The organism is Pseudomonas sp. BP01 (assembly GCF_022760795.1).
Taxonomy (GTDB): Bacteria; Pseudomonadota; Gammaproteobacteria; order Pseudomonadales; family Pseudomonadaceae; genus Aquipseudomonas; species Aquipseudomonas putida_Q.
In genome coordinates, this window is the sequence record NZ_JAFBKA010000031.1 from 1 (window position 1) to 15,699 (window position 15,699).

12 protein-coding genes are annotated in these 15,699 nt (G+C 62.4%); 6 read left to right on the forward strand and 6 right to left on the reverse strand.

Annotated features, from left to right (window positions below; genetic code table 11):
• Positions 1 to 86 precede the first annotated feature (86 nt).
• Positions 87 to 1,670 carry a peptide chain release factor 3 gene (locus JOY50_RS22670; RefSeq protein WP_016484997.1) on the reverse strand — a complete coding sequence of 528 codons (1,584 nt, stop codon included), beginning with the start codon at positions 1,668 to 1,670 and terminating at the stop codon, positions 87 to 89.
• A gap of 477 nt (positions 1,671 to 2,147) precedes the next feature.
• Here JOY50_RS22670 and JOY50_RS22675 point away from each other — a divergent pair, with 477 nt between their 5' ends.
• The 4 genes from JOY50_RS22675 to JOY50_RS22690 are packed head-to-tail and all read left to right on the forward strand — an operon-like array spanning position 2,148 to position 5,593.
• Entirely contained in the window at positions 2,148 to 2,861 is a 714-nt protein-coding gene (locus JOY50_RS22675; protein ID WP_132844037.1) for an ABC transporter permease, read from the forward strand.
• Positions 2,862 to 2,874: 13 nt separating this feature from the next.
• Positions 2,875 to 3,789, forward strand: coding sequence for a glycine betaine ABC transporter substrate-binding protein (locus JOY50_RS22680; protein WP_138737846.1), 915 nt, complete (start codon positions 2,875 to 2,877; stop codon positions 3,787 to 3,789).
• Entirely contained in the window at positions 3,786 to 4,439 is a 654-nt protein-coding gene (locus tag JOY50_RS22685; protein WP_063426357.1) for an ABC transporter permease, read from the forward strand. Before JOY50_RS22680 ends, JOY50_RS22685 begins: the two co-directional genes overlap by 4 nt.
• A complete protein-coding gene (locus tag JOY50_RS22690; RefSeq protein ID WP_132844042.1) occupies positions 4,436 to 5,593 on the forward strand; it encodes a betaine/proline/choline family ABC transporter ATP-binding protein in 1,158 nt (385 codons plus the stop codon). Before JOY50_RS22685 ends, JOY50_RS22690 begins: the two co-directional genes overlap by 4 nt.
• Before the next feature lie 137 nt (positions 5,594 to 5,730).
• Here the strand turns inward: JOY50_RS22690 and JOY50_RS22695 are convergent, their stop codons facing one another.
• The 3 genes from JOY50_RS22695 to JOY50_RS22705 all read right to left on the reverse strand — a co-directional run bounded on the left by JOY50_RS22695 (position 5,731) and on the right by JOY50_RS22705 (position 9,749).
• Positions 5,731 to 8,160, reverse strand: a complete 2,430-nt coding sequence (locus JOY50_RS22695) for a TonB-dependent receptor (RefSeq protein WP_243055881.1) — start codon at positions 8,158 to 8,160, stop codon at positions 5,731 to 5,733.
• A 108-nt stretch (positions 8,161 to 8,268) separates the two neighbouring features.
• Entirely contained in the window at positions 8,269 to 9,231 is a 963-nt protein-coding gene (locus tag JOY50_RS22700; RefSeq protein WP_138737805.1) for a FecR family protein, read from the reverse strand.
• Positions 9,232 to 9,251: 20 nt separating this feature from the next.
• Positions 9,252 to 9,749, reverse strand: coding sequence for an RNA polymerase sigma factor (locus JOY50_RS22705; protein ID WP_019472708.1), 498 nt, complete (start codon positions 9,747 to 9,749; stop codon positions 9,252 to 9,254).
• 494 nt (positions 9,750 to 10,243) lie between these two features.
• Between JOY50_RS22705 and JOY50_RS22710 the strand changes: the two genes are divergently transcribed.
• The gene (locus JOY50_RS22710) at positions 10,244 to 11,407 is read left to right on the forward strand and encodes a type III PLP-dependent enzyme (RefSeq protein ID WP_012270610.1); all 1,164 of its coding nucleotides are present in this window, start codon (positions 10,244 to 10,246) and stop codon (positions 11,405 to 11,407) included.
• 94 nt (positions 11,408 to 11,501) lie between these two features.
• Here the strand turns inward: JOY50_RS22710 and JOY50_RS22715 are convergent, their stop codons facing one another.
• Positions 11,502 to 12,251, reverse strand: a complete 750-nt coding sequence (locus tag JOY50_RS22715) for a tetratricopeptide repeat protein (RefSeq protein ID WP_138737807.1) — start codon at positions 12,249 to 12,251, stop codon at positions 11,502 to 11,504.
• A 2-nt stretch (positions 12,252 to 12,253) separates the two neighbouring features.
• Positions 12,254 to 12,934 (reverse strand): Fe2+-dependent dioxygenase, encoded by a 681-nt coding sequence (locus JOY50_RS22720; RefSeq protein WP_243055882.1) that lies wholly within the window; start codon positions 12,932 to 12,934, stop codon positions 12,254 to 12,256.
• Between the two features lie 221 nt (positions 12,935 to 13,155).
• Between JOY50_RS22720 and JOY50_RS22725 the strand changes: the two genes are divergently transcribed.
• Positions 13,156 to 15,447, forward strand: a complete 2,292-nt coding sequence (locus JOY50_RS22725) for a TonB-dependent siderophore receptor (RefSeq protein ID WP_243055884.1) — start codon at positions 13,156 to 13,158, stop codon at positions 15,445 to 15,447.
• Positions 15,448 to 15,699: the final 252 nt, after the last annotated feature.

Consider the following 15,699-nt stretch of genomic DNA (forward strand, 5'->3'; position numbering starts at 1 on the left):
GGGTTCACCCGCGAATGCGTCGGTAAATTCAACATCGCATTCGCGGGTGAACCCGCTCCCACAGGGTCAGCAGCCAGCTCTTGAAATCAGTGGTGTTCGCGGGTCGCGCGGAACTTGACGTCCGGCCAGCGCTCTTCCATCAGCGCCAGGTTGACCCGGGTCGGCGCCAGGTAGGTCAGGTGCCCGCCACCGTCGATGGCCAGGTTCTCCATGGCCTTGGTCTGGAATTCCTCGAGCTTCTTCTTGTCATCGCAGCTGATCCAGCGCGCCGACCACACGGTGATCGGCTCGTAGGCGCATTCGACCTTGTACTCTTCCTTCAGGCGGCTGGCGACCACATCGAACTGCAGCACACCGACCGCCCCGAGGATGATGTCGTTGCTGCGCTCGGGGAAGAACACCTGGGTCGCGCCCTCTTCGGCCAGCTGCTGCAGGCCCTGGCGCAGTTGCTTGGACTTGAGCGGGTCCTTCAGGCGCACGCGGCGGAACAGCTCAGGGGCGAAGTGCGGAATACCCGTGAAGCCCAGCGCCTCGCCTTCGGTGAAGGTGTCGCCAATCTGGATGGTGCCGTGGTTGTGCAGGCCGATGATGTCGCCGGCAAAGGCCTCGTCCAGCTGTTCGCGCTCGGACGAGAAGAAGGTCAGCGCGTCACCGATGCGCAGGTCCTTGCCGGTACGCACGTGGCGCATCTTCATGCCCTTCTCGTACTTGCCCGAGCAGATACGCATGAAGGCGATACGGTCGCGGTGTTTCGGGTCCATGTTCGCCTGGATCTTGAACACGAAGCCTGTGAACTTTTCCTCCACCGGCTCCACGGTACGCTCGTGGGCGACACGGGCCAGCGGACGCGGCGCCCAGTCGACAACGGCATCGAGCACATGGTCGACACCGAAGTTGCCCAGTGCGGTACCGAAGAACACCGGCGTCAGTTGGCCATTGATGAACTCGTCCTGATCGAACTCGTGGCATGCACCCTGTACCAGCTCAAGCTGTTCGAGGAAGCGATCATATTCGTCACCCAGGTGCGCACGGGCTTCATCGGAGTCCAGCTTCTCGATGATCTTCACCTCGGTACGCTCATGGCCGTGGCCCGGGGTATAGACAATGATGTAGTCACCGCGCAGGTGGTACACGCCCTTGAAGTCGCGGTAGCAACCAATCGGCCAGGTGATCGGCGCAGCCTTGATCTTCAGAACGGCTTCGATCTCGTCGAGCAGTTCGATCGGGTCGCGGATGTCACGGTCGAGTTTGTTGATGAAGCTGACAATCGGCGTATCACGCAGGCGGCACACGTCCATCAGGGCGATGGTACGCGGCTCTACACCTTTACCGCCATCGAGCACCATCAGCGCCGAGTCCACCGCGGTCAGGGTGCGGTAGGTGTCTTCCGAGAAGTCTTCGTGGCCTGGGGTGTCGAGCAGGTTGATCATGTGCTCGCGGTACGGGAACTGCATCACCGAGGTGGTGATGGAGATGCCGCGCTGCTTCTCCATTTCCATCCAGTCGGAGGTGGCGTGGCGGTCGGACTTGCGCGACTTCACGGTACCGGCGACGGCAATGGCCTTGCCCATCAGCAGCAGCTTCTCGGTGATGGTGGTCTTACCGGCGTCGGGGTGGGAAATGATTGCGAAAGTGCGGCGCTTCGCGACTTCGGCGGCCTGGTTGGTCATGGGAAATCGCCTGACTGGGGGATTCAAAAAGGGGCGATATCATACCTGAAGTGAGGCACTCGACCAAAGCCCAAGTCATCGGCAACCTCACGGGTCCGCGCAGAGCCCCGGATTGACTCCATTAATCCTCAATAACTCGTTATTTCAGGAAAAATGGCCACAGGCCAGTTATTTCAACGCCTTCAGCCCATTAAGTCGCTGTTTTCTCTCGCCAAATTTCTACCCAACCAGTGATTAACACTGGCCAAATGCCGCCCCAGATGGGAACCTTTACGCCCTCGGAGACGTCCATTCCCCTGCAACCCGCTTCGGTTGGGGACTGGTTTCATCAGCATTTTCGGGCCCGACGGGGTTCGGCTCATGGCCTGATCGCAGCCTACGGCGTGCGTCACGCTGCTACTCGCGAACACACCAACCGCCGCCAGGACTGGCCGGCAAAAAAGAAGTGTGCTCGCCGACAACACAAGGAGTCCGCCTGTGGCTAAACGCTACGGAAAAGGGCTGTTGGGATGCGCCACCGTGCTCGTCATCCTGGCCCTGCTGGTCCACTGGATCGGCATCGACACGATCGCGCGTTACCGCGACGATCTTGGGTTCTACCTGCAAGCGCACCTGGTTCTGGTGCTGGCTTCGATGGCGGCGGCGTTGGCCGTGGGCATCCCGGCTGGCATTGCCCTCAGTCGACCGCACCGGGTCGACAAAGCCGAGCGCTTCATGCAGTTTTTCAACGTTGGCAACACCATCCCTCCCCTGGCCGTTCTGGCCATCGCGCTCAGTATCCTGGGCATCGGCGCCGGGCCTGCGATCTTCGCGCTGTTCCTCGCCTCCCTCCTGCCCATCGTGCGCAACACCTACGAGGGCCTGAAAAACGTCCCCGCCTCGCTCAAGGAAGCCGCCAGCGGCATCGGCATGACCCCGCGCCAGCAACTCTGGCAGGTGGAGCTACCAAATGCCGTGCCGATCATCGTCGGTGGTGTACGCGTGGCCCTGGCGTTGAACGTCGGCACCGCGCCACTGGCATTCCTGATCGGCGCCAACAGCTTGGGCAGCCTGATCTTCCCCGGCATCGCCCTGAACAACCAGCCACAGCTGCTGCTGGGTGCCGCCTGCACCGCACTGCTGGCACTGGTGCTGGACGCGGCGGTGAGTTTCTCCAGCAAGCGCTGGCTGGAACGTGGCCTGGCCCAATAAGGATAGGGAACGTATGAACAAGAGATTCGCCTTGCTGCTGGGCGCGGCCCTGCTGTTCGCAGGATTTGCCCAGGCTGTGGAAAAACCACTGGTGCGCATTGGCGCGCGGGTGTTCACCGAGCAGACCGTGCTCGCCGAAATCACTGCGCAATACCTGCGTGCCAACGGCTTTGACGTGCGCGTCACCACCGGCCTTGGCAGCAACATCGCGCGCCAGGCCCAGGAGACCGGCCAGCTTGACCTGATGTGGGAATACACCGGGGTTTCGCTGGTGTCGTACAACCACATCGACGAGCGCTTGCCCAGTGCCCAAGCCACCTTCGCCCGGGTCAAAGAGCTGGATGCAAAGAAGGGCCTGATCTGGCTGACCCCGTCGAAGTTCAGCAACACCTACGCGCTGGGGCTGCCCAAGCAAGTGGCCGAGGCCTACCCGCAGGTCAACACCATCAGCGACCTCAACCAGGTACTGCGTGACGAAAGCCAGCACAACCACCTGGTGGCGCTGGACACCGAGTTCGCCAACCGCCCCGACGGCCTCGTTGGTCTGCGCGAGATGTACGGCCTGCCGCTGGACCGGCGCAACATCCGCCAGATGGACGGTGGCCTGGTGTACACCGCCATGCGCAACAACCAGGTATTCGCCGGTTTGGTGTACACCACCGACGGCCGCCTGAGTGCGTTCAACCTCAAGCTGCTGGAAGACGACAAGCACTACTTCCCCGACTACACCGCAGCGCCCGTGGTGCGCAAAGCCGTGCTCGACGCCAACCCGCAACTGGCCGCACTGCTCAAGCCACTGGCCGAGCAGCTGGATGACGAAACCATGCGCCAGCTCAACGCCAAGGTCGACGTCGAGCACCAGAACCCGACCGCCGTGGCCGCCACCTTCCTGCGCGAGCACCCACTGAACAGCGAGGGCCAGCCATGAACCTGATCGATACCTTCAGCCACCTGGACTGGGCCCAGGTGCTGCAACTGACCTGGCAGCACATCATGCTGGTGGGCGTTGCGGTGAGCCTGGCCATTCTCGTCGGCGTGCCGCTGGGCATCCTCATGACCCGCTTCCCGGCCGTTGCCGGGCCGCTGCAAGCCAGCGCCACGGTGCTGCTGACCATTCCGTCGATTGCCCTGTTCGGCCTGCTGCTGCCGTTCTATTCCAAGTTCGGCCAGGGGCTGGGGCCATTGCCAGCGATCACTGCGGTGTTCCTCTATTCGCTGCTGCCGATCCTGCGCAACACCTACCTCGCCCTGACCAACGTAGAGCCCGGCATCCGTGAAGCTGCGCGCGGCATCGGCATGACCTTCGGCCAGCGCCTGCGCATGGTCGAGCTGCCCATCGCAGTACCGGTGATCCTCGCCGGTGTGCGCACTGCAGTGGTGATGAACATCGGCGTCATGACCATTGCCGCCACCATCGGCGCCGGCGGCCTGGGCGTGCTCATTCTTACATCCATCAGCCGCAGCGACATGTCGATGCTGCTGGTCGGCGCCGTACTGGTCAGCCTGCTGGCGATCATCGCCGACCTGCTGCTGCAAACCCTGCAACGTGCCCTGACTCCAGAAGGACTGCGCTCATGATCGAACTGAAGAACCTCAGCAAAACCTTCAACGTCAACGGCAAGGACGTCAAAGCCGTCGACGCGGTAAACCTTACTGTCAACGAAGGGGAAATCTGCGTGTTCCTCGGCCCCTCGGGCTGCGGCAAGAGCACCACGCTGAAAATGATCAACCGCCTGATCACGCCTACCTCGGGCCAGGTGTTCATCAATGGCGAGGACACCACGGGGCTGGACGAAGTCACCCTGCGCCGCCGCATCGGCTACGTGATCCAGCAGATCGGTCTGTTCCCCAACATGACCATCGAGGAGAACATCACCGTGGTCCCGCGCCTGCTCGGCTGGGACAAGCAAAAGTGCCACGAGCGTGCTCGCGAGCTGATGCACATGATCAAGCTCGAACCCAAGCAATACCTGCAGCGCTACCCGCGCGAGCTGTCCGGTGGCCAGCAGCAGCGAATCGGCGTGATCCGCGCGCTTGCCGCCGAAGCACCGGTATTGCTGATGGACGAGCCATTCGGCGCAGTCGACCCGATCAACCGCGAGATGATCCAGAACGAGTTCTTCGAGATGCAGCGGGCGCTGAACAAGACCGTGATCATGGTCAGCCACGACATCGACGAAGCCATCAAGCTGGGCGACAAGATTGCCATCTTCCGCGCCGGCAAACTGTTGCAGCTGGACCACCCGGACACGCTGCTGGCGCACCCGGCGGATGACTTTGTCAGCAACTTCGTTGGCCAGGACAGCACTCTCAAGCGCCTGCTGCTGGTGCGTGCCGAGGACGCGGCGGACAACGCGCCGTCGGTGAGCCCGGAAACGCCCGTGAGCGATGCACTGGAGCTGCTGGATGAGCACGACCGCCGCTACGTGGTGGTGACCGATGCACAGAACAAGGCACTGGGTTATGTGCGCCGGCGCGACATGCACCGCCAGCAAGGTACCTGTGGCGACTTCCTGCGGCCGTTCAATGCCACGGCGTCGCACGATGAGCATTTGCGCATCCTGCTGTCGCGCATGTACGAGTTCAACCGGGCGTGGCTGCCGGTGCTGGATGCCGAGCAGGTATTCCTGGGCGAGGTGACGCAGGAGTCGATTGCGGCGTACCTGAGTTCGGGCAGATCGCGCGGGGCCAAGACCAGCATCGTCTCGCCAGCCGAAGCGGTGGTGTCCTAGAAAGCCGGGGGCGCTTCGCGCCCCATCGCCGGCAAGCCAGCTCCCACAGGTATAGCGAGAACCTCAAGACATGCGCTGTACCTGTGGGAGCTGGCTTGCCGGCGAAAGGGCCGCAAAGCGGCCCCGGCAATCTCCAGTCAGAACCCTACGCTGGCCTGCACATAAAAGGTCCGCGGCTCACCCACATAAATGCCGGCGTTGTTGTCGCTGGAGCGGTTGAAGTACTGCTTGTCGAACAGGTTCTTCACCCCCGCCGCCAGCTTCAGGTTGGACATCCCGGGCCCGAACTCATACCCGCCTCGGGCATGCCAGGTCACATAACCCGGAATATCACCATACTGCCCATCCGCACTCGGCTCGGTGATGTAGTCGCCGTTGAAGCTGCCATCAGCATTGATCCCGGTCCCCGGCGCGCGCTGCTTGGATTGGGCGTAGGCGTCCAGGTTCCAGGTCCAGCGGTTGACCGCGTAACGCACGCCGGCGGTGGCCACCTGACGTGAATAGAACGGCAGGTCACGGCCCTTGAAGCCCGGGATTTCACCTTCATAGGTGGCGCGGGTAAAGGTGTAACCACCATTCAACGTAAGCCCTTCCAGGCGCGGGTCCAGCCCGGCCAGGTCATAGCGCACCGAAGCCTCGATACCCTGGTGTTTGGTCGCGCCAAGGTTGGTCCAGCCTACGTCGTTGCTGATGTATTGCAGTTCGTCATCAAAGTCGATGTAGAACGCGGTCAGCTCACCAGCAAAGCCGCCATCGTCATAACGCGTGCCGATTTCGTAGGTCTTGGCCTTTTCCGGCTCCAGGCCATTGGCCGTGCTGTTGCCGGTACCGCCTTGGCCCAGCTGGAAGTACTGCAGGCTGCCGAACGAGGTTTCGTAGTTGGCGAATACTTTCCACGCGTCGGAGATGTGGTACATCACGCTCAGCGCCGGCAGCGGCTCGTTACTGGTGATGCTGCGCTTCTTCTCCGCCACCGGGCGGTTGTTGGCATCCAGCACCGGCCGGTCGCGCCAGTCGGTATTGATGTGCTCGAAGCGGATGCCGGGCGTGATGGTCCAGTGGCCCACATCGATCTTGTCGTCGATGTAGTAGGCGCTGGCCTCGGTACCGCCGCTACGGTCCTGGAACACGTGGCCGTCAGAGGTCGGGGTCACGGTCGGCACGTTGTCGATCAGCGCCAGGCGGGTCGACTGTTCGCGCATCGCTTCCTTCAGGTAGCGATAGCCCACGCTGACTTCCTGGGTAGTAGGGCCGGCAAAGAAGATGCGCGACACCCGTGGCTCGATGGCGAAAGTGTGGTAGTTGCGCGGGTACGAGGACAGGGTCTTCATGTCACGCGAGGCGATGGCGCTGCCGCGAAAGCTGTCGGTGTAGTAGGTCAGCACTTCGAACTGGGTGGCATCGTCGAGCTGGCGTTGCCACTTGAACGACACATCCTTGCGCCGACCGGCGAAGTAGTCGTAGTCGCGCAGCGACTGGTAGGGGTTGCTGTCGTACTGGGCCTGGGTCAGGCCACCGGGCATGTCGGCACGGCCATCGTAATAATGGAAGTTGAGCCAGAACTCATCGACGTCGGTGGGCGCCCAGTGGGTCTTGAGGATAACGTCGTAGATGTCGTTGCCATTGTTGCTTTCACGGTAACCGTTGCCGTTCACCCCGGTGTACAGCAGCGCCACACCCATGCCGTTGTCCGCCGTGCCACCGACAAAGGCCGACTCGGTGTGCTTCCAGCCGCCGTGCTGGGAGGTTTCCAGGGTGGTGGACAGTTCCGCCGAAGCCTTTTCCGGAATCGCCCGGGTGACGAAGTTGATCACCCCACCGACGTTCTGCGGGCCATAGCGCACCGAGCCGGCCCCACGCACCACGTCGATGCTGTCGAGGTTGCCCGAGGAAATCGGCGCCATCGACAGCTGTGGCTGGCCATATGGGGCGAAGGCCGCCGGTATGCCGTCGATCAGTACGGTGGAGCGCGGCGACAGGCGCGAGGTGAGGCCGCGCACGCCCACGTTCAGCGACAGGTCGCTGCCGCCGGTGCCGTTGGAGTCCTGCACCTGCACACCCGGGATGCCGCGCAGGACGTCGCGCACGTTCATCGCGCCCTTCTCCACCATCGCCTCGCGGCGCACCACGGTGCGCGCGCCGGGGTGGTTCTGCACCACGCTCTGCTGGGCATCGCCCAACCAGTCACCGACCACCTTGATGTCGGTGGGCGCCAGCTCCAGGCTGCCGCTGCCCAGGTCGAGGGTAGTCGGCAGTGGCTTTACCACCACGGTGTCCTGGGACATCTCGAAGGTCAGCCCGCTGCCTTGCAGCAACTGTTGCAAGGCCTGCACCGGCGCCAGGTTGCCGGACACCGCCGGGGCCTGTTTGCCAGCCACCAGTTCGGGGCTGAAGAACAGCTGCAGGTTGGTTTGCTGACCCAGCTGATTCAGCGCCGAAGCCAGCGGTTGGGCCTGGATCTGGATGGTGTTGCCCGCCTCAGCAGCCTGGCTGTTGACGGTCACGGCGCTGACCGCCAGGGCCAGCGCCAGGGCGCGGAAGCGTGGGAAGGGTTTGTTGTTGTTCACGTCGTCGAAACATCCTGGAATGCGGAATAAACGCCAACCGCGTGCAAATGGGAATGCTTGGCAGTTGCAGCTGGCGAGGAAGACGAACGAGCGAGAAAAAACCTGAATCTATTTCGCAATTATTTCGCGAGAGCCGTCATCATGGGCCTTGATGGCCACCGGCAGGATGCTCGGCAAGGCCCGCAACAGTGCGTCGGTGTCGTCGGTGCTGAAGGTGCTCGAAAGGCGCATCTGGGCGACTTTACCGGGGGCGACCCGCAGCGGTTGGCTACGATAGCGCGAGGCTTCGGCCACCACCTCGGCGAGGGTGGCGTTGTCGAACACCAGCTTGCCCTGGCGCCAGGCGGTAACTGCAGCGGTGTTGACGGCATAGGGGGCGGTCACCCCGCCCTGTGCATCTATATGCGAACCCTGGCCGGCCGTAAGCTGCGCCAGCGCGTCGCCCTTGCCCTGCACACGCACCGAACCCTGCTCCACCGCCACCCGGGTGCTGGCAGGGTCCTGACGCACGTCAAAGCGGGTACCCGTTACCGTCACGCTGCCCTGGGCGGTGTCCACCACAAACGGCCGGGCACTGTCGTGGGCAACACTGAACATCACCTCGCCGGCACTCAGGCGGATATGCCGCTGGCCGGCGCTGAAGTCGACCTGCAGCTGTGTGCTGCCATTGAGATCGAGCAAGGAGCCATCCGGCAGTTCGACCTGGCGGCGTTCGTTGAAGGCGGTCTGCAAGCTGGCTTGGTGATTCAGTTGCTGATAGTGCCAGCCGCCCCAGCCCAGGCCCAATGCCACCACCGCCACACTGGCCGCCAGTGCCTGACGCACGAAACGCCGACGTGGCAACTGTTGCACCGGGTCCGGTTGGCGCAACGCTTCAAGGCGCTGGCGTGGAATGAAGTCGGCGGCCTGCCACACGCGGCACAGGTGCTGGTACTCCTCCCGGTGGCGCTCGTCGCTGGCCAACCAGGCGCGTAGCTGTTTCTGCAGCCCGGTATCCCGAGGCGCATCCTGCACACGGGCAAACCATGCGGCCGCCTGCTCGCGGACGGTATCGGTACCGTGCTGTTTCATCGAAAAGGTCTCCTGACTCTTCATGCCGACACATCCAGGTGCTCACGCAAATGCCGGAGCGTGCGGATCATATACTTTTCGACCATGTTCTTGCTCAACCCCATGCGCTCGGCGATCTCGGCTTGGGTCAGGCCTTCGAGCTTCTGCCAGATGAACACCTGCCGGCAGTTGAGCGGCAGCTCGGCCAGCGCCCGCTCGACGCTGTCGGCCAACTCCAGCGCATGCACATAGGCCTCCGGGTCATTGCCGCTGGTAGTGCCCTCGTCGAAGGCTTCCAGCGCCAGGGCCTGGCGGCGGTCTTCGCGGCGCAAGCCATCCACGGCAAGGTTGCGGGCGGTCTGGTGCAGGTAGGCGCGCGGCTGCTCAACCTGCTCGCGCGGGTTTTCCAGTACCCGGACAAAGGCATCGTGGGTGAGGTCCTCGGCCTGCTGACGACTGCGCAGTTTGCGCGTCCAGGTGCCGATCAGCTCGTGGTAATGGTCGAGGAAGCCTTTGTGTCCGGACACGGTCTGGGTCATCAGGGAGGCGGATAAGGGTGCGAATAGTAATGTTTCTCATCAAAACCAGCAAATCCGCCAGTCGGTAACAAAAAATTTACAGGGGATTTCCTGTACGGGGGTACCAGGAAAATGTGGCCATAAATATGAACACCCAGGGCGCTTTCGCGGGTAAGCCCGCGCCTGAAGAAGTAGCGCAATCCCTGTAGGAGCGGGTTCACCCGCGAAAGGGCCAACACGGTCCATTCCACAATATTTAACGCTTGAAACATCGCGGGGAACATCAGCCGGTCACACGAGTCGGTTATTCAAATGGCTGGTCGTCGATCCACGTCGATCACGCCCGGATTGCCTGTTGATTCTGCATTCTTCACGCCCTAAAGTGCGCGCCGAACGTCCATGCTGGAAACGATCCATCCGGCTCAAGTACTGAGTAGGCGAACCAAAGTGGGGATACGGAGGACGTTCAGTTTGCAGCCACTTAAATTTTCAGTTTGCCCATGGAGTCCCTGAGCATGTCGATCCAGGTCGAAGACTATTTCGCGCGTGACACCTTCCAGAAAATGAAGGCGTTCGCCGACAAGCAGGAAACCCCGTTCGTACTCATCGATACCCAGATGATCAGCCAGGCCTATGACGACCTGCGCGCCGGTTTCGAATTCGCCAAGGTCTACTACGCGGTCAAGGCCAACCCGGCCGTCGAAATCATCGACCTGCTCAAAGAGAAAGGTTCGAGCTTCGACATCGCCTCGATCTACGAACTGGACAAGGTGATGGACCGCGGTGTGAGCGCCGACCGCATCAGCTACGGCAACACCATCAAGAAGTCCAAGGACATCCGCTACTTCTACGAGAAGGGCGTGCGCCTGTATGCCACCGACTCGGAAGCCGACCTGCGCAACATTGCCAAGGCCGCACCGGGTTCGAAAGTGTACGTGCGTATCCTGACTGAAGGCTCCACCACTGCCGACTGGCCGCTGTCCCGTAAATTTGGCTGCCAGACCGACATGGCCATGGACCTGCTGATCCTCGCCCGTGACCTGGGCCTGGTGCCTTACGGCATCTCCTTCCACGTGGGCTCGCAGCAGCGCGACATCAGCGTGTGGGACGCCGCCATCGCCAAGGTCAAAGTGATCTTCGAGCGCCTCAAGGAAGAAGACGGCATCGAGCTGAAGCTGATCAACATGGGTGGCGGCTTCCCGGCCAATTACATCACCCGTACCAACAGCCTGGAAACCTACGCCGAAGAAATCATCCGCTTCCTCAAGGAAGACTTCGGTGACGAGCTACCGGAAATCATCCTGGAGCCAGGCCGTTCGCTGATTGCCAACGCCGGTATCCTGGTCAGCGAAGTGGTGCTGGTGGCGCGCAAGTCGCGTACTGCCGTCGAGCGCTGGATCTACACCGACGTGGGCAAGTTCTCCGGCCTGATCGAAACCATGGACGAAGCGATCAAGTTCCCGATCTGGACCGAAAAGAAAGGCGAAGCCGAAGAAGTCGTCATCGCCGGCCCGACCTGCGACAGCGCCGACATCATGTACGAAAACTACAAGTACGGCCTGCCGCTGAACCTGGCCATCGGTGACCGCCTGTACTGGCTGTCGACCGGTGCCTACACCACCAGCTACAGCGCAGTCGAATTCAACGGCTTCCCGCCGCTGAAGGCTTACTACCTGTAATGCATAACGGGGCCGCAAGGCCCCGTTTTCATGTGTGCTCCGCTGTACCGGCCCATTCGCGGGCTTGTCCGCGAAGAGGCCAGCACAGGCAAATTCAATCCCCGCGCCGTTCGATCTCTTCGGCATACCGCGCCGCAAAGGCCATCAACACCGGCCCTGCACCCTGCAAGGTTACCAACGCAGCGCGCAGGAAATTCATGTTCCCCTCAACCCGCGCCTGCTCCAGCCATTGCCCTGCTTCGGCCAGCTGCCCGCGCTCGACCAGCACCAGCCCCAGGCTGAACATCCCACGGAAATCCCCCGCCTCGGCCGAGCGCCGATACCAGCGCACCGCCCGCGCCGGGCTGGGCGCCGTGGCAATACCCTGCTCCAGGTAACGCCCATACAGGTTCATCGACTTGGCATGCCCCAGCTGCGCAGCCTTCTCGTAACACATCAGTGCCTGTGCCTGGTTGGCCGGCACCCCGCGCCCGGTGGCCAGCAGGTTGCCCAGGTTGTACAGGCCCCAGTCCAGCCCGGCGTCGGCCGCACGCGCATAATGAATGGCCGCCTGCTCCAGGCTCGGCTCACCACCCCAACCATGCTCCAGGCAACGACCGAGCATGTTGTGCGCCATGGCACTACCGCCCTGTGCAGCAATGCCGAACCAGCGCCGGGCAACGGTGGCATCCTCCTGAATGCCACGCCCATCCAGCAGGATCTGCCCCAGCAGCAACTGCGCCTCGACCGCGCCCTGGCCCGCAGCCGCCAGAATCGCCTGGGCGGCCTTGCCAGGGCTTTCCTCGAGCATGGCCTGCAAGCCGGCTACATCCAGCACTTCCTCACGTCGCAACTGATAGGACACGGTCAGACCTCGGCCCAGCGGCGCAGCAGGTTGTGGTAGGTGCCGGTCAGTTGCAGCAACGACGGGTGCTCCGGTACATCGGCGGTCAGTTGCTGGATGGCGTTGTCCATCTCGAACAGCAGCGCCCGCTGGCTGTCCTCGCGCACCAGGCTCTGGGTCCAGAAGAACGCGGCATAACGCTGGCCTCGGGTCACCGGGTTGACCTTGTGCAGGCTGGTTCCGGGGTACAGCACCAGGTCACCGGCAGCCAGCTTCACCTGCCGCTCACCATAGGTGTCCTGAATCACCAGCTCACCGCCGTCGTAGCTGTCCGGGTCGCTGAGGAACAGTGTCGAAGACAGGTCGGTACGCACCCGCTCCGGGCTGCCCTTGGGCTGACGCAGGGCGTTATCGATGTGAAAGCCGAAATTGCCACCCTCGCGGTAGCAGTTGATCAACGGCGGGAACACCTTGTGCGGCAGGGCCGCAGACATGAAACGCGGGGTTTTCCACAGGCGGTCGATCAGCGCAGTGCCGATTTCCTTGGCCAACGGGTGCCCTTCGGGCAACTGCAGGTTGTGTTTGGCCTTGGCCGACTGGTAGCCGGCAGTCACCTTTCCATCGGCCCAGTCGGCCTGCTCCAGCGCATCGCGGATACGGGCCAGCTCGTCAGCGTCAAACAGGCCTGGGATGTGAAGCAGCATAGCGGCAGCACCGTTAGGAAATGTAAAGGCGCCAATGATATTGATTCACTTTTGCGCTGCACAAGCCTTTTCGCCGCTTAAGACGTTTCAGCGTGATGAAACCGTAAAGGCCAAATGTAAAGATTGTAAATTCTTCACGAATGGTAACGACTCTCAATTGTTAGTCACAATTGCTTACATTAAGATCCGCCGCCTCAACACCTTGGGGAAGGTCCTTAGCAATGCGCCAGTACGTACCATCTGCAGTGAGTTCGCCACGCCTGATCGTATCCGCCATCGGCGTCGCGCTTAGCGCCACATCGGTGTATGCCGCCGACCCGGCCGCCAACAGCGCGATCACCCTCGACGCCACCAGCGTCAACGGCAAGGCTGAACAAGCCAGCACCGATTACAAAGTCGAGAAGGCCGCCTCGCAGAAGTACACCGCGCCGCTGGTAGACACCCCGCGCTCAGTTACGGTGATCCCGCAGCAAGTGATCAAGGACACCAACGCGCTGACCCTGCAGGACGCCCTGCGCACGGTCCCAGGCATCACCTTCGGCGCCGGCGAAGGCGGCAACCCGCAAGGCGACCGCCCGTTCATCCGCGGCTTCGACGCCCAAGGCGATACTTACCTGGACGGCGTGCGTGACACTGGCGCGCAAACCCGCGAAATCTTCGCCATCGAGTCGGTAGAAGTGGCCAAGGGCCCGAACTCCGCCATCGGTGGCCGTGGTGCTGCGGGCGGTACCATCAACCTGGTGAGCAAGCGTGCGCACCTGGGCAACTCGCTGGACGGCGCCTGGACCTGGGGCAGTGACCAGACCCAGCGCTACACCTTCGATGGCAACTACCAGTTCAGCGACACCGTTGCCGGCCGCCTCAACCTGATGACCCACGAAAGCAACGTTGCCGGCCGCGACAAGGTCAACTACGACCGTTGGGGTATCGCCCCGTCGCTGGCCTTCGGCCTGGGCACACCGACCCGCGTCAACCTCGACTACTACCACCTGGAAAGCGACGACCTGCCGGATTCGGGCATCCCGTACACCATCCCGACCAACGGCAGCGGCGGGCGCACCTCGGCACACCCGAGCAAGCCGAATGACGGCGGCGACAGCGACAACTTCTATGGCCTGACCGGCCGTGACTTCCGCAAGAGCCGTGTTGACATCGCCACCTTCGCGATCGAGCACGACCTGACCGACGCGCTGACCATCAAGAACACCCTGCGTCACGGCAACAGCATGCAGGACTACATCCTGACCCAGCCTGACGACAGCAAGGGCAACGTCAACAACGGAAGCGTCTGGCGCCGTGCCAACAGCCGTGTCGGCAACACCGCCACCACCACCAACCAGACCGACCTGTTCGGCGAGTTCTACGTCGGTGGCATGAAAAACAGCTTCTCGACCGGTATCGAGCTGAGCCGTGAAGAGAGCGACCGTTCGTCCTACACCGTCGACACAGACACCGTGCCTGGCGGCGCCGCCAACACCAACTGCACCCCCGGCATGATCGGCGCCACCAGTGGCTACAATTGCACCTCACTGAGCAACCCGAACCCGGATGACCCGTGGAACGGTGCCATCTCGCGCAATTACGCCGGCACCACCACCAACAGCAAGACCCGTGCGCTGTACGTGTTCGACACGCTGGAGCTTACCCCCGAGTGGCTGGTCAACATGGGCCTGCGCTACGACCACTTCGACACCGACTACAAGACCTACAACGCCGCTGGCACCACCACCGCCAAAGGCAAGGATGTCAGCGAGTTCGTGACCGGCCAGCTGGGCCTGGTATGGAAACCGGCCGAAAACGGCAGCATCTACGTGTCTTACGCCACGTCTGCAACACCACCAGGCTCGATGCTCGGCGAAGGTACAGAAGGCAACCCGCTGGGTGGCACCCCGGACCGTAACGGCAACCTGCTGACCAGCGACATGGAGCCAGAGGAAACCACCAACTACGAAATCGGCACCAAGTGGGACCTGCTCGACCAGCGCCTGTCGCTGACCGCGGCGCTGTTCCGCACCGAGAAGGAAAACGCCCGGGTCCAGGTGGACACCACCACCTACGAAAACGTCGGCGAAACCCGCGTACAAGGCATCGAACTGTCGGCCAGCGGCAAGATCACCGACAAGTGGCAGGTGTTTGCCGGCTACACCTACATGCAGGCACGCCAGATCGACGGCGGCCCGCTGGGCAAGGCCAACGATGGCAACCAGTTGCCGAACACCCCGAACAACAGCGCCAGCCTGTGGACGACCTACTCGATCACGCCAAAGCTGACCGTGGGTGGCGGTGCGTTCTACGTGGATGACGTGTATGGCAGCGTGGCCAACACCACAATGGTCGACAGCTACGTACGCTACGACGCCATGGCCGCCTACAAGCTGACCAAGAACGTCGACCTGCAACTGAACGTGCAGAACCTGACCAACGAGGTGTACTACGACAAGGCCTTCTCCACCCACTTCGCCAACCAGGCGGCCGGGCGGACTGCACTGTTGACCACCAGCGTGCACTTCTGATGTCGGGATTGGGCTGATCCGCTAGAAAGGCTGCTCCTGTAGCGGCCTCTTCGCGGGCTCGCCCGCTCCCACAGGGCCACCACCACCTTCACATCCTGTGGTGTACCTGTGGGAGCGGGCAAGCCCGCGAAGAGGCCAGCACAAGCTTCCACTAAAAGAAGCCCACCCCTGCCCCGTTCATTCCCGTGAGCGGGGCTTTTGCGTATCAAGGCATAATGCACGCCGCGCAGTCTGCGGCAGCAACACAAGGTG

Coding starts and splice junctions, on each gene's coding strand:
- JOY50_RS22680 (WP_138737846.1), top strand. CDS start 2,875: ATGAACAAGAGATTCGCCTTGCTGCTGGGCGCGGCCCTGCTGTTCGCA.
- JOY50_RS22685 (WP_063426357.1), top strand. CDS start 3,786: ATGAACCTGATCGATACCTTCAGCCACCTGGACTGGGCCCAGGTGCTG.
- JOY50_RS22710 (WP_012270610.1), top strand. CDS start 10,244: ATGTCGATCCAGGTCGAAGACTATTTCGCGCGTGACACCTTCCAGAAA.
- JOY50_RS22725 (WP_243055884.1), top strand. CDS start 13,156: ATGCGCCAGTACGTACCATCTGCAGTGAGTTCGCCACGCCTGATCGTA.
- JOY50_RS22720 (WP_243055882.1), bottom strand. CDS start 12,934: ATGCTGCTTCACATCCCAGGCCTGTTTGACGCTGACGAGCTGGCCCGT.
- JOY50_RS22690 (WP_132844042.1), top strand. CDS start 4,436: ATGATCGAACTGAAGAACCTCAGCAAAACCTTCAACGTCAACGGCAAG.
- JOY50_RS22670 (WP_016484997.1), bottom strand. CDS start 1,670: ATGACCAACCAGGCCGCCGAAGTCGCGAAGCGCCGCACTTTCGCAATC.
- JOY50_RS22700 (WP_138737805.1), bottom strand. CDS start 9,231: ATGAAACAGCACGGTACCGATACCGTCCGCGAGCAGGCGGCCGCATGG.
- JOY50_RS22705 (WP_019472708.1), bottom strand. CDS start 9,749: ATGACCCAGACCGTGTCCGGACACAAAGGCTTCCTCGACCATTACCAC.